The sequence below is a fragment of the Ensifer adhaerens genome (assembly GCF_001270265.1).
In the GTDB taxonomy this organism is placed as follows: Bacteria; Pseudomonadota; Alphaproteobacteria; order Rhizobiales; family Rhizobiaceae; genus Ensifer; species Ensifer adhaerens_B.
Map to the genome: position 1 here is coordinate 60,846 of NZ_LGAP01000013.1, position 18,607 is coordinate 79,452.

Sequence of the window (18,607 nt, forward strand, 5' to 3'; positions counted from 1 at the left end):
GCACGATCTCGTGCATCGACCGGCAGTCCGGCGGCCGGCGTTAACCATGGCGCCAACCAGCCGACACACGCGCTCGTTTACGATTGATTAACCATAACGGGCATGCGATTTTTCCTGCGGTTGTGCATCAGGGTCTGGGCAGCGTGTGATGAGTGGACGGAACCGCAGGATCGATCCGAGGGAGCTGAAGCGCCTTTCGATACTCGAGCCACAGAAAACGCTTGGCGCAATAGCCCTCGACTGGGCGATCATCGCCGCCGCCATCGCCGTTAGCGAGTACGCCGGCAATGTTGTCATCTACCTCCTGGCCGTGATCCTGATTGCCGGGCGCATCCATGCGTTCGGTTGCCTCGTTCACGAAGCGGCGCACTACCGCATCATCAAGAACCGCAAGCTCAGCGACTGGATGAGCGATCTTTTGCTTGCCTGGCCGATGCTGGCGACCGTCGACGGCTATCGGCAAAACCACCTGGCACACCACCAGCATGCCAACACAGACGACGACCCGGACTGGACGGCCAAGCTCGGCATGAGGCAGTTCACCTTTCCTCAAAAGGTGGCGCGCGGCGTGATGCAGCTGCTCGGCTATCTCATAGCCGTCAACTCCATCCGCGACATGGTACACATGGCCAAGCGCATGTCGAAGAACGACCGGTCGACGCGAAGCTACAAGATGCTGCGCCTCGGCTTCTATGTCGCGGCGGCCGCCATCCTCAGCCTCACCGGCATCTGGCGCGAATTCGCGCTCTACTGGCTGGTGCCGTTCTTCACCTTCTTCTGCCTCTTCCTCTATGTGCGCAGCGTCGCTGAGCATTTTGGCCGCATGGACTATAGCGACGAGCTGACCAGTTCACGCACGGTCTATCCGCATGCCTGGGAAAAGCTGTTCTTTGCTCCGCACAACATCAACTACCATCTGGAACACCATCTTTATCCCGGCGTGCCGTTCTATAATCTGCCGGAACTGCATGCGATCCTGATGCGCGACAAGGCCTATGCGGACAAGGCGCACATCACCCGCGGCTATACGACCGGGCTGCCGGCGGAATGCTTCTCCGCCAACGCACCGCTGCTGCCGAGCCAGCATCCGATCAGCTACTGAAAATCAAAAACGCTGAGGCCCGTCGCCATCTCGTCGAGCCCAAGCGGGCGTGTGACGGGCGGCTCGGCGCGGGCAAGACAGCCCTGCCGCTCGCAGAGACGACAGGCCGCGCCGATGGCGATCGCGGGTGAACGCACCGCGCCATAGACCACCTCGTCGGCAAAGGAAGCCTCGCAGCCGATCAGCAACGCGGTGCGGCGAACCCGCTCCTCAAAGCCCGCCTGCGGGCCATCGAGCGTGCGCGACACGGTGAGGAACGCCAATCCCTCGGTCGTCTCCACACGATCCACCAGGATCTGCCCCGGCACGGAGAAGGCGGCATGGATATTGAGCTTCGGACAGCCGCCGCCGAATCTGGCCTGTGGGAAGCCCGATGCGCCGGAACGACGGAGCCGGTGCCCGGCATTGTCGATCTCCATCAGGAAAAACGGAACACCGGCAGCACCTGGCCGCTGCAGCATGGTCAACCGGTTGGCGACCTGCTCGAACGACACCTGAAAGCGCGCCCGCAGGATATCGATATCGTATTTCGCCCGCTGGGCGGCAGCATGGAACGCTCCATAGGGCATCATCAGCGCGTGGGCCGCATAACGGGCGAGTTCGAAGCGGCCGATGCGGCGCGCTTCGGCAGTCGACAAGCGCAACGGCTCAAGCTCCTGGACGATGGCCTCGTGACAGGCGATCGAAGCTGCCTCCATGGCAATCTCGCGCAGTTGGTCATAGGGCGACAGGCGCTCGGAGATAAACAGCCGCATGGAATGGCGATCGAAGCGGCGGCGCAGATTGGGCATGGCGTGCACCGGCAGGTTGCGCACGACCAGGCCGTGCTCCTTCTTCAGCCAGGCCTTGAGCGCGCCGATCAGATCGTCGCCGGGTGCAAGAGCGTCATAAAAGGCCTCAGCGGCCTCCTCGATCCGGACAAAATGATTGGGCCGCGCCTCAAGCGTCTCGCGCACCTCGTCCATCGGCAGACGCGTTCCCGACAGCGCCTCCATATGACCCTGCCCGGCCAGGAGGTCGGCCAGGTCCTTCAGCCGCGCCGCCTGCTCGCGATAGGCACGGTAAAGCTTGACGACGCCGCCTGCGGCGTTCGGTGCCGCTTCGGCAACTTCGATCAGCTCCTGATCCCCCGGCAACTCCGCCGCCAGCAGCGGGTCGGCAAAAACCTCCCGCAATTGTGCCAGCCCACCACCCGTCTCGCCCTGCAGTTCCTCAAGGTCGACCTTATAGACCGACGCGAGTTTCAAAAGCAGCTGCACGGTCAGCGGCCGTTGATTGCGCTCGATCAGGTTGAGGTAGGACGGCGAGATGCCAAGCGCCTCAGCCATGGCCGTCTGCGTCAGCGAGAGCCCGTTGCGGATCCGCCGCACACGCGGGCCGGCAAAGATCTTGTTCTCAGCCATTTGTCACTACCTTTACAAGTCTCGCGCCGATCGCGAATTTACATCCTTTACAGATTTACTGAGCGCACCTGTCAAAGGCAAGACAAGATAACCCTTTTGAAAGACACGGGACTCCAATTCTTGTGGCCCTATAGCGCAGCGCAATGTAAAAACTGTCACATCAACTCGAGACGAAGAAGACCATAAGACAAAAGTCGAATGGTGGATGATTTCCAGCAGGAGGAAGTAATGACTGATTTTTACAAGCTCGTTCCAAGTGCCCAGCAAGGCCGCTTTGATGGTATCGAACGTCCCTACACCACTGAGACCGTGAAGCGGCTGCGTGGCTCGGTCGAGATCCGTTACTCGCTGGCCGAAATGGGCGCCAACCGCTTGTGGAAGCTCATTCACGAAGAGGACTTCGTCAACGCGCTCGGCGCGCTTTCCGGCAACCAGGCCATGCAGATGGTTCGCGCCGGCCTGAAGGCGATCTATCTCTCCGGCTGGCAGGTCGCCGCCGACGCCAATACCGCGTCCGCGATGTATCCCGACCAGTCGCTCTATCCGGCGAACGCCGCTCCGGAACTGGCAAAGCGTATCAACCGCACGCTCCAGCGCGCCGACCAGATCGAGACCTCGGAAGGCAAAGGGCTTTCGGTCGACACCTGGTTCGCACCGATCGTTGCCGACGCCGAAGCCGGTTTCGGCGGCCCGCTCAATGCCTTCGAGATCATGAAGGCCTTCATCGAGGCCGGTGCTGCAGGCGTCCATTATGAGGACCAGCTCGCGTCCGAAAAGAAGTGCGGCCATCTCGGCGGCAAGGTTCTGATCCCGACGGCAGCGCATATCCGCAACCTCAACGCGGCGCGGCTTGCGGCCGACGTCATGGGCACGCCGACACTCGTCATCGCCCGCACCGATGCGGAGGCCGCCAAGCTGTTGACCTCGGATATCGACGAGCGCGATCGTCCCTTCGTCGATTACGACGCCGGACGCACGGTCGAAGGTTTCTACCAGGTCAAGAACGGCATCGAGCCGTGCATCGCGCGCGCCATCGCCTACGCGCCACATTGCGATCTCATCTGGTGCGAAACCTCCAAGCCGGACCTGGAGCAGGCCCGCAAGTTCGCCGAAGGTGTGCACAAGGCGCATCCGGGCAAGCTGCTCGCCTACAACTGCTCGCCGTCGTTCAACTGGAAAAAGAACCTCGACGACGCGACGATCGCCAAGTTCCAGCGGGAACTCGGTGCGATGGGCTACAAGTTCCAGTTCATCACGCTTGCCGGCTTCCATCAGCTGAACTTCGGCATGTTCGAACTCGCCCGTGGCTACAAGGCGCGGCAGATGGCGGCCTATTCGGAGCTGCAGGAGGCGGAGTTCGCCGCCGAGGTCAACGGCTACACCGCAACCAAGCACCAGCGCGAAGTCGGCACCGGCTATTTCGATGCGGTGTCGCTGGCCATCACCGGCGGCCAACCCCCGACAACCGCCATGAAGGAATCGACCGAGCACGACCAGTTCCGCCCGGCCGCAGAATGAAGGATCGGGGAGCGTGGCAATCCCTGCCCGCCACGCTCCCCGGGCAACCGACCAGAAACCTTTGAGCTCAAGGAGAACTCCAATGACAGTTCAGACACGCGTCAAGGAACGGGCCGAGGAACAGTCTTCGGCCATGACCCCGGACCAGCAGGCAGCAATCCGCATGGTCGCAAACGACCTGCACCGCCTCAACCAGGCCGTCATGAAAGCCGTCGATGCCGGCGTATCGGTCGAACTCGTACGCTCGGCTCGCCACCATGGCGGCGAAGGCAACTGGGGCGATCTGCTGATCCCCGTTATCGTCACCCAGGGACGGTCTTGATGTCGCTGTTGGCGATAGCGGCTGCAATCATGCTGTTCTTGACGACAGCACGACCCGGCACGATGGCACTGCAGTCTGCGTCGGCAGTCGCCGGCCGCCGCCTGCCAAACGCGTAGCGCATTCATCTGCGACAACCTTAACGAGAATACGGCCGGCAGAAATGCCGGCCTGTAGCATTTCGAGCCAATGCTTCTCGAAGAAATACCATTTCAAGTTGCTTCCTTCATCAGCCCCTGCCTATATTGGCCAAGACCATTACCAGCGGGGGCACGCATGTTCCAGGCAGGAAAGGCGAGTACGGAAGAGCTGACAAATCTGATCTATGGCAGCGTATTCGGTGAATGCAGCTGGCAGGATTTTCTGAACAGGCTGGCGACCACAATGCCAAACGGCAAGTCTTCGCTTCATTATCAGGACGTGATTTCCCCGAACGCGCACGTTCCCTATTCGTCCGGGTTCACCGGCGATGACATCGATCGGTACCACGCGCACTTCTTTGCCGTTAACCCATGGATGGCAAAGGCAATGCTGGTGCCGCTGGGCGTGGGTGTACAAGGCGAAGACATGGTCGCACGCGACCGGCTCGTGCGCTCAGAGTTCTACAATGACGTCCTGAAAGGCCAAACCGGCTGCGAGACCAGCGTGGGCATGACAATCATCCGCGAAAAGGGCCGCAGCTTCATTCTGTCGACATATACGTCGTCGACGGACGCCGATCTAAATGGGCGCGCCGCCAGCCAGCTCACGGCACTTGCCCCGCATCTCAAACGCGCGTTCGACTTTGTTCGCAAGCGCGACGTCATGACCGCCGACCAGCACTCCGGGCAATCGTTGTTCGACGCCATCGGAGTGGGCTTGATATACGCGGGCGAGAATGGCCGCATCCGCTCTATGAATGAAAGCGCGCAGCGTCTGGCAGCCGCCGGCGCAGTTGTTCGCATCACGCCGAACGGACGTGTTGGCCTGGATTTGCCCGCAAACAAGCGCGGCGCTCGATCATATGAGCTTGCGCGCCAACACCCAGGCGCGACCACACATCTCCATTGTCAAAACCGACGACGGAACGGCTTACCGCGTCACGCTGGTGCGGCTGAAATCCGACAGCTTTACCGAGTTCTTGAACGGTCCGACGGTGGCGGTCCTCATCGAACCAGCAACGTCGTTGCTTCCGGAGATGCGGCGCGCACATCTGAAGGAAATACACGGCCTGACACCCGCCGAGATCCGGATTGCATCCAGCCTTGCGGCCGGGCTGTCGTTAAGGGAAATCGCCCAGGCGAACGGAGTCGGTTATGAGACCATCCGCACGCAACTGAAGAGCATCTACGCCAAGACCGCGGTGAACTCGCAGGCAGCGCTCGTCAGCCTGCTGATGCGCTGACCGCTTCAACTGCGGCGCGGGCGTTTGCCGGCGAAGATGTCGGCATGGCTTTTCAGCAATTTTGTCATGCGGTCGACAACCGTGCGGATTTCCGTGCGGTGGCGATCCTCGTTGTTCATCACGACCCATTGCCGATGCATAAGCGCCGGGATCTCCTCGCCCGCCCGCTCCAGCAGGGGATCGAGATCGCCGACGAAACAGGGGAGTACGGCACAGCCGGCACCGGCCCGGGCGAGATCGAGCAATGAGCGAGGGCGCGTCACCGTCGCAACGATGCGCCCCTGCGCGTGGTTGTGCGGCCACCGCAGATAGGAGGAGATCGCATCCTCCTCGCTGACGGCGACCCATCGGCCGTTTGCCGCCGGCTGGGCATTCTTCCGCCGGTAGGCGGCATAGGCGACCTCTCCCACCGGGCGAGCCGCCAGGTAACTCTCCTCCGGCTCGAAGGCCCGGATGCCGATATCACTCTCGCGATAGGCAAGGTTGGCGCGGGTCTCGCCAATGGTGATCGCCAGGCTGAAGCCGTCGCGCTCGGTGCAAAGCGCCGGAAAGTTTTCGGCAAGCAGCCAGGACACCCAGGTTCCGGCCGTGATGCGAACAACCGCCCCCTCGCCCTCCCGTCGCCAGCTCTCGACGCGGCGGGCCGCCGCCTCCATCTCTTCAAGCTGTTCAAATAGAACCTGTCCGTCGCCGGTCAGCTGATAGCCGGTCTGGCTGCGCACGAACAGCGTACGGCCGGTGCGCTCCTCGATTTCGAGCATGCGCCGGCCGACGGTCGCCGGGCTTAGCCCAAGCGCCTGTGCGGCGCCCGTCAGGCCGCCGGTGCGCGCGACGCTCATGAAACAGCGATAGATGTCCCAATCCATGTCTTTCATCAGTGAAAAACATAAGCCGATATCTTGTGTATGTAAAACATCTTTTGCTGCATAGAAGAGGAGATGCCACCGAATGAGGAGCATCACCATGGACATGATGGCAATGGCCTATATGGCCCATATGACAATGAAGAGCTGCGGCTGGGACGAACACTTCGCCCCCAAGCCGCCGGGACTTTTGCGGCGGACGTTTCGCCGCTGTATTGCTACGCTTGCGGCACGCAGAAAGCTAAGCTGAAAACCGTCGAGCAGCCCTCATAAACGAGATGCGCCGCGCAACCGGTCGGTCGCGCGGCGCTATGCTACAGGGACGAAACCGTCGTGGTGCTGGCAATCAGGCCGCGCGGTAAGCGCGGATATCGGACGTTTCCGGTTCCAGCCGGAACTGCTCGACCAGCATCATCAGCGTGTCGGCCTGGTTGGAAAGCGCCAGGCTTGTGGCCGTTGCCTCTTCAACCATCGAGGCGTTCTGCTGGGTCATCTGGTCCATCTGGTTGACCGATCCGTTGACCTCGTTGAGCGCCACCGCCTGATCGCGGCTGGCCGTCGCGATCATTTCGACATGCTGGCTGACGGTAACGATCTGGGCGCTGATCGAGGCAAGCACCGCACCGGTCTCCTTGACCAAGTGCGAACCGGAATTGACCTCGTCGGTCGACTTGTTGATGAGGCCCTTGATTTCACGGGCCGCTTCGGCCGAGCGCTGTGCCAGTTCGCGCACTTCCTGCGCCACCACCGCGAAGCCCTTGCCGGCTTCGCCGGCGCGGGCTGCTTCGATGCCGGCGTTGAGTGCCAGCAGGTTGGTCTGGAAGGCGATGTCGTCGATCACTTCGATGATCTGCTCGATCTGCCGCGACGCCTCTTCGATGCGGCCCATGGCGGCGATCGCGTTGGTGACGACCGTTGCTGAGCTGTCGGCGCTCTTCTTGGTCTGCGTCACGGCGACGTTGGCCTCATTCGCACGCTCCGCCGAAGAACGGACCGTCACGGTGATCTGGTCGACCGCCGCAGCCGTCTCTTCGAGCGAGGCTGCCTGAGCTTCCGTGCGCTTCGACAGCGAATCCGCCGCATGGTGCATGTCCGACCCACTCTTCTGGATCGCCTGCGCGTTGGCGCGGATCTGCGCCAACGTGTCCTGCAGGCGGATCAGCGAGCCGTTGAAGTCCATGCGCAGCTGTTCGAGGCGGCCATGGAACGGAATGTCGATTTGGCGCGACAGGTCGCCTTGCGCCAGACGGCCGAGGCCGGCGGCAAGTTCGCTGACCGCAAGGTCGATCTGGCGATCGAGTTCCTGCTTTTCCGCATCGTTGCGGGTCCGTTCGATTTCAGCGCGGGCACGCTGTTCTTCGCTTTCGGCCTCGATGCGCACCTTGGAGAGCGCGTTTTCCTTGAAGACGCCAAGGGCGCGAGCCATGTCGCCGATCTCGTCCTGACGGGCGTCGCCGTCGATCGAGGTATCGAGGCGGCCGTCTGCCAAGCGTCGCATGGCGGCGGTGATCTGGCCGATCGGCTTTTTCAGCGTCAGCGTCAGAGCGATGCCGGCAAGCAAGGCGATGACGACGCCTGCAACGGTCGCGGCCACGGAGATCTGGTTTGCTTCCTGGCGCTCGGTGCCGGCGGCAACCTTCTGCTGCTCGGCAAAACCGGTCAGATCGCTCCAGATCTGGTTGATCGACTGGCCGGCGGCATCGAAATCGACGGTCCGTTTCACGGTGATTTCAACCAGCGACGCCGCGTCCTTCTTCATCACGGTGATGATCGGCATCAGCGTGTCGGCGATCGCATCGAAGGATGCGCCTTCGCTTGCAACACCGCGCAAGGTTGCCATGTTCTGCTGAACCGCCAGGAACTTGTCGAGCAGCTTCTGGCGATTGCTTTCCGTGGTCGACCCCATGAAGGTCGCGGCGGAGATCTGGATGTCGGTGATCGAGGTCGAAAGCCGGCGGGTGGCGGTCAGAACGGATTCGGTGCTGACGATAAGCTGATCGAGCTCGGCGAAAATCCGCGTGGCATCTCGCATCTTGCCGACCGAGGCCGCTTCCAGGCGGAAACTCGCGGTGCGGAAACGGTCGACATATTTCGAGATGCCGGCGAGCGTCTCAGGACCGGCGGGCGCCTTCAAAAGCGCACCGACCTCGCTCGATGCGGAGGTGATGGTCTCGGTCAGCGACTTCTCGTCTTTCGGCAACAGGCGGAAGATGTCGCGCTCGGTGCGGCCGATCATCGGGAACCGTTCCTTGACGGCCTTGAGCTTGTCGTCGATCGTCGTCGCCTTGGCGACTTCGGTGCCGAACTCGTTGAAGAAGCGGCTGGCGCGCATCAGCTTTTCGGCTTCGCGCAGCATGGTCTTGGCGGCGTTCTCGTTCTTGCGCACGGCATATTGCAGACGGTTCGACTCGTCGTTGATCTTGGCGCGCTCCACCAGCAGCGCATCGAGGTTCGCCGTCATCGTGGCGCGCATTTCCTGCTCGCCGACATGCAGCTTCCAGAGCCCGTCGATGCGGGCTTCGATGTCGTTGGTTGCGGCGATCGCAGCAGTCAGCTCGTCCTGGCCGCTCTGGCCGGCCACCTGCGCGGCGGTGCCGGCAAGGACTTCCTTCTGCGCGGAAATCGTGCCCTGCAAGGCGTTACGGGTTTCCTCGGTGGTCGAGTGCAGGAAGTTGTTCATCCCCGCATAGACATCCTTGAAGCCGCTCAGCGTCTGCAGGACGCTGTTTGAAATCTCCATCCGGCCCTGCAGCAGGCCGGACGCGTAAAGGCCGGTAATGCCGACGGCACAGATGCTGACGACGAAGGGCAGAATGAAAAACAGCACCTTCGTCTGGATCTTGAAGCGGGCAAGAATTCTGTCAATGAACATGGAAAACACCTTGGCTCGCAGCTCGCATTCGCCTCCCCCGGCGGCTCGAAGCATGTTTCACCTTCCGCGCAACGGCAAAAAGGACGAAACGATCGAGAGCCACCCGATGCGCAAACAGGCTGATGTTTTTCGGAAAATCATGCGGCGCAACACCGCCAGTCCGTCAGCAATCATTGCGGGACCGCGCCACCTCCCCGGTAGCGAAGTCCTGACGGAACTCACTTCGTCGCAATATTCATTTTGAACGATTAAAAATTGTATAAGCGCCGAGCACTCGCCGACGAATTTCCGAAGGCGCTCGCGCTGATGACGGGCTCGAGGTCCGGCCGTCAGCGGCCGGCGGGCAGCATCAGAGCCAGTAGGCCGGAAGCGTTGCGAGGGCAGCAACGGCAAAGAAGGCGATCAGAGCAATGCGGGTCAACGCTGCTCTCTGGGCGCGGCTCTCATCGGTGCGAGCGATCGCGATGGCGCGGGGACGACGACGTGGCTGGTTCATGGCATCCTGTCCTTCTCACTGACCGGCAACGATCGGCCCGGATAAACCGGCTTGCCAGTCGAGATCATATTGCAGCCATGCCGCGGCAGAGAAAAGCCCTAAAAATGGAAACAGTGTTGTTTCCGCTTGCGGAACAGTTCTTTCTGGCCAACCGCCGGCTGTGCCGACATTAGAAGAGGTTCGGACATATCCGTTAACAATGGCTGAAGCGACACGCCACAAAACCGCGGATCAGACGTCCTGGCCGGCCGCAAAGCCCGATGCCCAGGCCCATTGGAAATTGTAGCCGCCGAGCCAGCCGGTCACATCGACGCATTCGCCGACGAAATAGAGGCCGGGAACGGCCTTCGCCTGCATCGTCTTTGAATCGAGGCCGCTGGTGTCGACGCCGCCAAGCGTCACCTCAGCGGTGCGGTAACCTTCGGAACCGGCCGGCTTGATCGTCCACGCCTGGATTGAGGTCGACAGCGCATCGATGGCCTTGTCCGAGAGGTCGGCGAGTTGCCTGCCGGTAAGCTTGGCCCCATCGGCAAAAAATTGCGCCAGCCGACGTGGCAGAATGTCTGCGAGCGCCGTCTGCGCGGCCTGCTTGCCGTTGGTGCGGCGCAAGCCCTTGAGGATCGAGGAGATGTCGATATCGGGCATCAGCCTCAGAACGATATCCTGCCCTTCGCGCCAATAGGACGAGATCTGCAGGATCGCCGGGCCGCTGAGACCGCGGTGGGTAATCAGCACCGCCTCGCGGAACGCAGTCTTGCCGGAACGCGCCTCGGTGTCGGCGGCGACACCGGCCAGTTCGCCGATCGTCTCAAGCTGCGCCGGATCGAGCGTCAACGGCACGAGCCCGGGACGGGTTTCGACCAGAGCCAAGCCGAACTGCCCTGCGATCTTATAGGCAAGCCCCGTCGCGCCCATCTTGGGGATGGACTTGCCGCCGCTCGCAACCACCAGCGACTGGGCGTCAACCGGTCCATCGTCGGTCATCACCCGGAAGCCTGCACCATGGCGCTCGACACTCTCGATCGTCGTCTCAAGCCGAAGCTCGGCGCCGGCGTCGCGCATTTCGGACAGCAACATCCTGATGATGTCCTTGGCCGAATGATCGCAGAACAATTGCCCGAGCGTCTTCTCGTGCCAGGCGATGCCGTGTTTTTCGACCAGAGCCAGGAAGTCGCGCGCGCTGTAGCGCGCCAGCGCCGATTTGCAGAAATGCGGGTTGGCCGAGAGGAAATTCTTCGGCCCCGTGTGAATGTTGGTGAAGTTGCAGCGGCCGCCACCGGAGATACGGATCTTTTCGCCCGGCGCCCTGGCATGGTCGATGACGAGCACGCGCCGGCCGCGCTTGCCGGCTTCGATGGCGCACATCATGCCGGCGGCACCGGCGCCAATGATCACCACATCCTTCTTCTCAGCCACGTAACACCTTTGAGTTCTTTGCGCATTCCATTCCGGTCACGGAGGCGAAAGTCAATCGTCACGCTCTAGCCAATTGCCAATCTGCGGTTATGATGCGCCATCCGAAGCCAAAACCGGTGATTTATGCCCTCCAAGAGAAGTGCTGCCCAACAAACAACGAAAATCAGCAAAACCTCGAAAATACCCGCCGCCCTGCATTCCCTCCGAGGCGTCAAGACCTGGAAGGAAGCAACGGATTGGCTGAAGATCCGCGGGATCGAAGACATCGAATGCATCACCCCCGACCTTGCCGGCGTTCCCCGCGGCAAGATGATGCCGGCCTCCAAATTCACCTCCAACACCTCGCTGGCTCTGCCTTCCGCAGTCTACCGCCACACGATCTCCGGCGAATATCCTGACGAGACCGGACAGTTCCGCTACGATTCCCGCGACAGCGACATCAAGCTCGTCCCCGATCTTTCGACGCTTTCGGTCGTCCCCTGGGAAACCGACCCGACGGCGCAGGTCATCTGCGACATTGTCGGCTCGCAGGGCGAACAGATCAGCTACACACCCCGCAACGTGCTGAAGCGCGTGGTTGATCTTTATGGTCAGAGGGGCTGGAAGCCGGTCGTCGCACCCGAGATCGAATTCTACCTTGTCGCCACAAACGACGATCCCGACTATCCGCTGCATCCGCCGAAGGGCCGTTCCGGCCGCTCGATCCTCGGCGGCCAGGGCTATTCAATTGCCGGCATCAACGAGTTCGACGAACTGATCGACGACATCTATCACTTCTCCGAGAAGCAGGGTCTGGAGATCGACACGCTGATCCACGAGGAGGGACCGGCGCAGCTCGAAATCAACCTTCGTCACGGCGATCCGATCGAACTTGCCGACCAGGTCTTCCTGTTCAAGCGCACCATCCGCGAGGCGGCGCTGAAGCACGGCATCTACGCAACCTTCATGGCCAAGCCGATGCAGGGCCAGCCGGGTTCAGCCATGCACATCCACCAGTCGGTGATCGAGATCAATACCGGGCGCAATCTGTTCTCCAATCCGGACGGCTCTCCCTCCAAGGAGTTCTTCAACTTCATCGGCGGCATGCAGCATTATGTGCCGCGCACGCTGGTGATGATGGCGCCCTATGTGAACTCCTTCCGCCGGCTGACGCCCGATATGTCGGCGCCGGTGAATACGGCCTGGGGCTACGACAACCGCACGACCGCCTTCCGCATTCCGGTTTCCGAACCGGTTGCCCGGCGGATCGAGAACCGGCTGCCGAGTTCGGACGCCAACCCCTATCTGGCGCTCGCCGCCTCGCTTGCCTGCGGCTATCTCGGCATCATCGAAGGCCACGATCCGACGGCACCGACGGAAGATACGGCCAACGAAGGCGAAATCGATCTGCCGCGCGGGCTGCTCGAGGCCGTCGCCCTGCTCGAGTCGGCGCCCTCGCTTGCCGAGGTGCTCAGCCCCGAATTCATCGCCATCTATGCCGGGGTGAAACGTGGCGAGTTCGAAACCTTCATGCAGGTCATCAGCCCGTGGGAACGCGAGTTCCTGCTGCTGAACGTCTGACCTGAAAGGCCGTCCAATGCCCTGGCAAAGCCCGATCTCGCCCGGTTTCTCCTGGTATGAGGCAACCGTTCCGGATCGACCCGAATACCCGCAGATGCCGGGATCGCGCAAGGCGGATGTCGCCGTCATCGGCGGCGGCTATACCGGGCTTCAGGCAGCCTACAATCTTGCCCGACAGGGCGTCGATGTCACACTCATCGACGCCTGCCGCTTCGGCGATGGCGCGTCGGGGCGTAACGGCGGCCAGTTCGGCACCGGCCAGCGCGCCTGGGCCGACGAAACCGAGGAAACACTCGGCCACGAACGCGCGCAGCTGCTCTTCAACATGGCCGAAAACGCCAAGCGGCACGTGCTCGACTTTGCCGCCGAACACAATATCGACATCGAGTTCATGCCGGGCCAGCTCTCGGTCGGGCACAAGAAGAGCCTGGAGAAAGACTATCGCGACCACGTCGAAGCGATGGCAACCCGCTTCGGCTACCCGCATCTCTCGTTCATGGAGCGGGAGGAGACGGCAAGCCGCATCGGATCGTCCCGCTATCACTTCGGCATCCGCGACGCCGGCACCGGCCATATCCATCCGATGAAACTGCTGGTGGGGCTCGCAAAGCAGGCAGCCCTTGCCGGGGCCAATCTGTTCGAGCAGACGAAGGCTGAGAAGATCGAGCGCAAGGGAACGGCGATCGTCATCACCACCGATCGCGGCACGATCACCGCCGACCGGGTGCTTGTCGCCTGCAACGCCTATATCGGCAACCTCGAGCCGGTGAGCGCCAGCCACGTCATGCCCATCCGCTCCTTCATCGGTGCGACCGAGGTTCTCTCCGCCTACCCCAATGTGCTGCCCGGCGGCGAATCGGTCGACGATTCGCGCTTCGTCGTGCGCTATTTTCGCAAGTCGCGGGATGGACGGCTGCTGTTTGGCGGGCGCGAAGCCTACACCGCCGACAATCCGCGCGACATTTCCATCCATATCCGCCGGCAGATCAGCGAGATCTATCCGGAACTCGGCAACGTCGAGATCACCCATGCCTGGGGCGGTTCCGTCGGCATCACCATGCCGCGCACGCCCTTCTGTCGCGAGGTGATGCCGGGCGTCACCTCGATCGGCGGCTATTCCGGTCACGGCGTCATGCTTTCCAACTATTGCGGCAAGCTCTACGCTGACCTGGTGCTTGGCAAACCGACGGAACTCGACCTGTTGAAGGCCTTGAAAATACCGGCTTTTCCAGGCGGAACACGCTTCCGTTCGGCGCTTCTGTTCCTGGCGCTCAGCTGGTACGCTTTGCGCGACAGGCTCTAGGAAGTGCTTTGAGGGGCATTTTATTGCGTTGCACCCTAGCGCCTTTAAATCGATTAGATTATATGTGTCCCTGACCTGAACAAGATCGAGATTATCCCATGAGCAGCCAGATCATTCCCGTCGAACCGTTTGACTATGTCGTGTTCGGGGGCACCGGCGATCTCGCGGAGCGCAAGCTGCTGCCAGCGCTCTATCACCGCCAGATGGAAGGCCAGATTACCGAGCCGACCCGCATCATCGGCGCCTCGCGCGCCGCGCTGACGCATGAAGAATATCGCAAATTCGCCGCCGATGCGCTGAAGGAACACCTGAAGCCGGCCGAATACAACGAAGAGGAAGTCGCGAAGTTCACCGCGCGCCTTTTCTACGTCTCCGTCGACGCCAAGTCCGACCAGGGCTGGGATGGGCTGAAGAAGATCCTCGAGGAGGGCAAGGACCGCATCCGCGCCTTCTATCTCGCCGTCGGGCCGGCGATCTTCGGCGATATCTCCGAGAAGATCCGCGACCACAAGCTGATCACCAAGACCACCCGCATCGTCGTCGAAAAGCCGATCGGACGCGACCTGGCGTCGGCGACCGAGCTCAACGACACGATCGGCAAGGTCTTCCGCGAAGAGCAGATCTTCCGCATCGACCACTATCTCGGCAAGGAGACGGTGCAGAACCTGATGGCGCTGCGCTTTGCCAATGCGCTCTATGAGCCGCTGTGGAACTCCGCGCATATCGACCACGTGCAGATCACCGTCTCGGAAGCCGTGGGCCTGGAGAACCGCGCCGGCTACTACGACAAGGCCGGGGCGCTGCGCGACATGGTGCAGAACCACATCCTGCAGCTCGTCTGCTTCGTCGCGATGGAAGCGCCGACCTCGATGGACGCGGAAGCCGTGCGCGACGAAAAGCTCAAGGTGCTGCGCGCGCTGAAGCCGATCAACGCATCCAATGTCGAGCAGGTGACGGTGCGCGGCCAATATCGTGCAGGGGCCTCTGCCGGCGGCCCGGTCAAGGGTTACCTGGAAGAGCTTGAAGGCGGCGTCTCGAACACCGAGACCTTCGTCGCGATCAAGGCCGAGGTCAGCAACTGGCGCTGGGCCGGCGTGCCGTTCTACATCCGCACGGGCAAGCGGCTTGCCGGGCGCATGTCGGAAATCGTCATTACCTTCAAGCAGATCCCGCACTCGATCTTCGACAACAGTGCCGGTCGCATTTCGGCCAACCAGCTCGTCATCCGCCTGCAGCCGAACGAAGGCGTCAAGCAGTCGCTGATGATCAAGGATCCCGGCCCGGGCGGCATGCGCCTTCGCAATGTTTCGCTGGACATGAGCTTCGCCGAGGCCTTCGACGTGCGCAATGCCGATGCCTATGAGCGCCTGCTCTTCGACGTCGTGCGCAACAACCAGACGCTGTTCGTGCGCCGCGACGAGGTCGAGGCCGCGTGGAAGTGGATCGATCCGATCCTGAAAGCCTGGGAAGAGACCGGGCAGCAGGTTCAGGGCTACACCGCCGGCACCTGGGGTCCGAGCCAGTCGATAGCGCTCATCGAGCGTGACGGCCGCACTTGGCACGACGCGATATAGGCAAAGCAATGAGCACGACGCTTCACACATTCGACAATGGCGCCGCTCTGGCCGAGCGTCTGGCCGACGCCGTCAGCGCAGCACTTGCTGCCGGCATTGCCGCCCGCGGTGCGGCGAGCATCGCCGTTTCCGGCGGCTCCACCCCCAAGGCATTCTTCCGGGCGCTCGCCAGGAAGGATATCACCTGGGACAAGGTCACGGTCACGCTGGTGGACGAGCGCTTCGTTCCGCCGGAAAGCGATCGCTCCAACCACGCGCTGGTGACTGCCAACCTGCTGCAGGGCCCTGCAGCGAAAGCGCATTTCCTGCCGCTTTACCACGCCGCCGCTTCGGCAGAAGATGCGGCTTTGCTGGCGAGCAAGGAGACGGCAAGGATCGGTGCGCCCTTCGACGTCGTCGTGCTCGGCATGGGAACGGATGGCCATACCGCATCGTTCTTCCCGGGCGGCACGCAGCTTTCGAGAGCGATCGACGCGACGACGCCGCGCGGCGTGATCAGCATGGAAGCGGAAGGCGCCGGCGAACCACGGCTGACCTTCACCTTCTCCAGCCTAAACGATGCCAGGCTGTTGGTCCTGCACATCGAGGGCGAGGGCAAGAAGGTGGTGCTTGCCAAGGCGGAAGGCTCCGGCGATGAGGCCGAGATGCCGATCCGCACCATGCTGCGCCGTGCAGCCTCGCCGCTGCAGATATACTGGGCGCCATAACGGCCGGATAACCGGCCGGTTCAAAAACGCTTTCAACCGGTGGCGCCCCACCGGAACGCGAAGGTGTTGAAAGAGCTCATACCGGGGCGTGGCCTGCACGTTCTCCCAGGCACGTTACGCTCCGGACCGATGACTGGATGAAGATGAGGAGTCCCAAGACTCCGGAACAGGATTTGCCATGTCCGCCGATTCCCGCATTGCCGCAATCACCGCCCGCATCGTCGAGCGCTCGAAACCGCACCGAGAGCGCTATCTCGATCGGGTGCGCCGTGCCGCGTCCAGCGGACCACATCGCAGCGTCCTCGGTTGCGGCAATCTCGCTCACGGCTTTGCCGTCTGTTCCCCCGCCGAAAAGGTGGCGCTCGCCGGCGATCGCGTCGCCAACCTCGGCATCATCACCTCCTATAACGACATGCTTTCGGCGCACCAGCCGTTCGAGACCTATCCGGCGCTGATCCGCGAAGCGGCGCACGAGGCAGGCGGCGTCGCCCAGGTTGCCGGCGGCGTGCCGGCCATGTGTGACGGCGTCACCCAGGGCCAGCCCGGCATGGAACTGTCGCTGTTTTCGCGCGACCTGATCGCCATGTCCGCCGGCGTCGGCCTGTCGCACAACATGTTCGATTCGACCGTCTATCTCGGTGTCTGCGACAAGATCGTGCCAGGCCTTGTCATCGCCGCGCTGACCTTCGGCCACCTGCCTGCAGTCTTCGTGCCCGCGGGGCCAATGACCTCGGGCCTGCCGAACGACGAAAAGGCGCGGGTGCGCCAACTCTTCGCCGAGGGCAAGGTCGGCCGTGAGGAGCTGCTTGAGGCGGAATCCAAATCCTATCACGGACCCGGCACCTGCACCTTCTATGGTACTGCCAACTCCAACCAGATGCTGATGGAGATCATGGGCTTCCACCTGCCGGGTGCCTCCTTCATCAATCCGGGCACGCCGCTGCGCGACGCGCTGACGAAGGAAGCGGCGAAGCGGGCGCTGGCGATTACCGCCATGGGCAACGAATTCACGCCGGCCGGTGAAATGATCGACGAGCGCTCGATCGTCAACGGCGTTGTCGGCCTGCATGCCACGGGCGGATCCACCAATCACACCATGCATCTCGTCGCCATGGCCCGCGCCGCCGGCATCCTTTTGACCTGGCAGGACATTTCCGAGCTGTCGGATATCGTGCCGCTGCTTGCCCGCGTCTACCCGAACGGCCTTGCCGACGTGAACCACTTCCATGCCGCCGGCGGCATGGGCTTCCTGATCAGCCAGTTGCTTCGGGGCGGCCTGCTGCACGACGATGTACGCACCGTCGTCGGCCAAGGTCTCGACGCCTACAAGATCGACGTCCGGCTCGGCGCCGATGGCAGCGTCGAGCGCGTGCCGACGCCGGCCGAAAGCGCCGACCCGAAGGTGCTTGCGACGATCGACCACCCGTTCCAGCACTCGGGCGGCCTCAAGATGCTGACCGGCAATCTCGGCAAGGCGGTCATCAAGATCTCCGCCGTCAAGCCGGACCGCCACGTCATCGAGGCACCGGCGAAGATCTTCCACGACCAGGGCGAGCTGAATGCCGCCTTCAAGGCCGGCAAGCTCGAAGGTGACTTCGTCGCCGTCGTGCGCTTCCAGGGCCCGAAGGCGAACGGCATGCCGGAACTGCACAAGCTGACCACCGTGCTCGGCATCCTGCAGGACCGCGGCCAGCGCGTGGCGATCCTCACCGACGGCCGCATGTCTGGCGCCTCGGGCAAGGTTCCAGCTGCCATTCACGTGACGCCGGAGGCCAAGGACGGCGGGCCGATCGCGCGCATCCAGGAAGGCGACATCGTGCGCATCGACGCCGTCACCGGCACGATCGAAGTGCTGGTCGAGGACATCGCGCTGAAGACGCGCATTCCCGCCCATATCGACCTTTCGGACAATGAGTTCGGGATGGGGCGCGAACTGTTCGCACCGTTCCGCGCGATTGCCGGCTCGGCCGACCATGGCGCAAGCGTGCTGTTCAACTGACCGAGGCCCTGGCGCCAACGCCGAAGCCCTGCCCTCCATTCCAAGTCAAGCTTTGCGTGGCAACAGCCGATTTGGTCCAACGATGCAGCGC

General features: G+C 62.4%; 16 protein-coding genes. 11 read left to right on the top strand and 5 right to left on the bottom strand.

Going from position 1 to position 18,607, the window contains the following annotated elements:
• Window positions 1-148 precede the first annotated feature (148 nt).
• Window positions 149-1,102 (top strand): fatty acid desaturase family protein, encoded by a 954-nt coding sequence (locus tag AC244_RS19140; RefSeq protein WP_053250418.1) that lies wholly within the window; start codon window positions 149-151, stop codon window positions 1,100-1,102.
• On the opposite strand, the gene AC244_RS19145 is transcribed toward AC244_RS19140, so the two are convergent.
• Window positions 1,096-2,505 (bottom strand): helix-turn-helix domain-containing protein, encoded by a 1,410-nt coding sequence (locus AC244_RS19145; RefSeq protein ID WP_053250419.1) that lies wholly within the window; start codon window positions 2,503-2,505, stop codon window positions 1,096-1,098. The genes AC244_RS19140 and AC244_RS19145 overlap by 7 nt on opposite strands.
• A 228-nt stretch (window positions 2,506-2,733) precedes the next feature.
• Between AC244_RS19145 and aceA the strand changes: the two genes are divergently transcribed.
• The 3 genes from aceA to AC244_RS19160 all read left to right on the top strand — a co-directional run bounded on the left by aceA (window position 2,734) and on the right by AC244_RS19160 (window position 5,641).
• The gene (gene aceA / locus AC244_RS19150; RefSeq protein ID WP_053250420.1) at window positions 2,734-4,023 is read left to right on the top strand and encodes an isocitrate lyase; all 1,290 of its coding nucleotides are present in this window, start codon (window positions 2,734-2,736) and stop codon (window positions 4,021-4,023) included.
• An 82-nt stretch (window positions 4,024-4,105) separates the two neighbouring features.
• Window positions 4,106-4,345, top strand: coding sequence for a hypothetical protein (locus AC244_RS19155; protein WP_053250421.1), 240 nt, complete (start codon window positions 4,106-4,108; stop codon window positions 4,343-4,345).
• Window positions 4,346-4,618: 273 nt separating this feature from the next.
• On the top strand, window positions 4,619-5,641 hold the full coding sequence (locus AC244_RS19160) for a hypothetical protein (protein WP_234716985.1): 1,023 nt from the start codon (window positions 4,619-4,621) through the stop codon (window positions 5,639-5,641).
• Window positions 5,642-5,731: 90 nt separating this feature from the next.
• Here the strand turns inward: AC244_RS19160 and AC244_RS19165 are convergent, their stop codons facing one another.
• Window positions 5,732-6,601 carry a LysR family transcriptional regulator gene (locus tag AC244_RS19165; RefSeq protein WP_053250422.1) on the bottom strand — a complete coding sequence of 290 codons (870 nt, stop codon included), beginning with the start codon at window positions 6,599-6,601 and terminating at the stop codon, window positions 5,732-5,734.
• 73 nt (window positions 6,602-6,674) lie between these two features.
• Here AC244_RS19165 and AC244_RS37195 point away from each other — a divergent pair, with 73 nt between their 5' ends.
• Window positions 6,675-6,839, top strand: coding sequence for a hypothetical protein (locus tag AC244_RS37195; protein WP_161807880.1), 165 nt, complete (start codon window positions 6,675-6,677; stop codon window positions 6,837-6,839).
• 96 nt (window positions 6,840-6,935) lie between these two features.
• On the opposite strand, the gene AC244_RS19170 is transcribed toward AC244_RS37195, so the two are convergent.
• Window positions 6,936-9,461 (bottom strand): methyl-accepting chemotaxis protein, encoded by a 2,526-nt coding sequence (locus AC244_RS19170; protein ID WP_053250506.1) that lies wholly within the window; start codon window positions 9,459-9,461, stop codon window positions 6,936-6,938.
• Between AC244_RS19170 and AC244_RS19175 the strand changes: the two genes are divergently transcribed.
• On the top strand, window positions 9,454-9,705 hold the full coding sequence (locus AC244_RS19175) for a hypothetical protein (RefSeq protein ID WP_141690489.1): 252 nt from the start codon (window positions 9,454-9,456) through the stop codon (window positions 9,703-9,705). The two genes, AC244_RS19170 and AC244_RS19175, sit on opposite strands and share 8 nt — an antisense overlap.
• A gap of 105 nt (window positions 9,706-9,810) precedes the next feature.
• On the opposite strand, the gene AC244_RS37605 is transcribed toward AC244_RS19175, so the two are convergent.
• Together AC244_RS37605 and AC244_RS19180 are read right to left on the bottom strand one after the other, a co-directional pair.
• Window positions 9,811-9,957: a hypothetical protein gene (locus tag AC244_RS37605; RefSeq protein WP_202596096.1), complete on the bottom strand. Its 147-nt coding sequence runs from the start codon at window positions 9,955-9,957 to the stop codon at window positions 9,811-9,813.
• A gap of 231 nt (window positions 9,958-10,188) precedes the next feature.
• Window positions 10,189-11,373, bottom strand: coding sequence for an NAD(P)/FAD-dependent oxidoreductase (locus AC244_RS19180; protein WP_053250424.1), 1,185 nt, complete (start codon window positions 11,371-11,373; stop codon window positions 10,189-10,191).
• Between the two features lie 123 nt (window positions 11,374-11,496).
• Between AC244_RS19180 and AC244_RS19185 the strand changes: the two genes are divergently transcribed.
• From AC244_RS19185 to edd, 5 genes are all read left to right on the top strand, one after another.
• Entirely contained in the window at window positions 11,497-12,933 is a 1,437-nt protein-coding gene (locus AC244_RS19185; protein ID WP_053250425.1) for a glutamine synthetase family protein, read from the top strand.
• Between the two features lie 16 nt (window positions 12,934-12,949).
• Entirely contained in the window at window positions 12,950-14,236 is a 1,287-nt protein-coding gene (locus tag AC244_RS19190; protein ID WP_053250426.1) for an NAD(P)/FAD-dependent oxidoreductase, read from the top strand.
• A gap of 98 nt (window positions 14,237-14,334) precedes the next feature.
• Window positions 14,335-15,810, top strand: coding sequence for a glucose-6-phosphate dehydrogenase (gene zwf / locus AC244_RS19195; RefSeq protein WP_053250427.1), 1,476 nt, complete (start codon window positions 14,335-14,337; stop codon window positions 15,808-15,810).
• An 8-nt stretch (window positions 15,811-15,818) separates the two neighbouring features.
• Window positions 15,819-16,517: a 6-phosphogluconolactonase gene (gene pgl / locus AC244_RS19200; protein ID WP_053250428.1), complete on the top strand. Its 699-nt coding sequence runs from the start codon at window positions 15,819-15,821 to the stop codon at window positions 16,515-16,517.
• A gap of 178 nt (window positions 16,518-16,695) precedes the next feature.
• Window positions 16,696-18,516, top strand: a complete 1,821-nt coding sequence (gene edd / locus AC244_RS19205) for a phosphogluconate dehydratase (RefSeq protein ID WP_053250429.1) — start codon at window positions 16,696-16,698, stop codon at window positions 18,514-18,516.
• The last annotated feature ends 91 nt before the right edge of the window (window positions 18,517-18,607 follow it).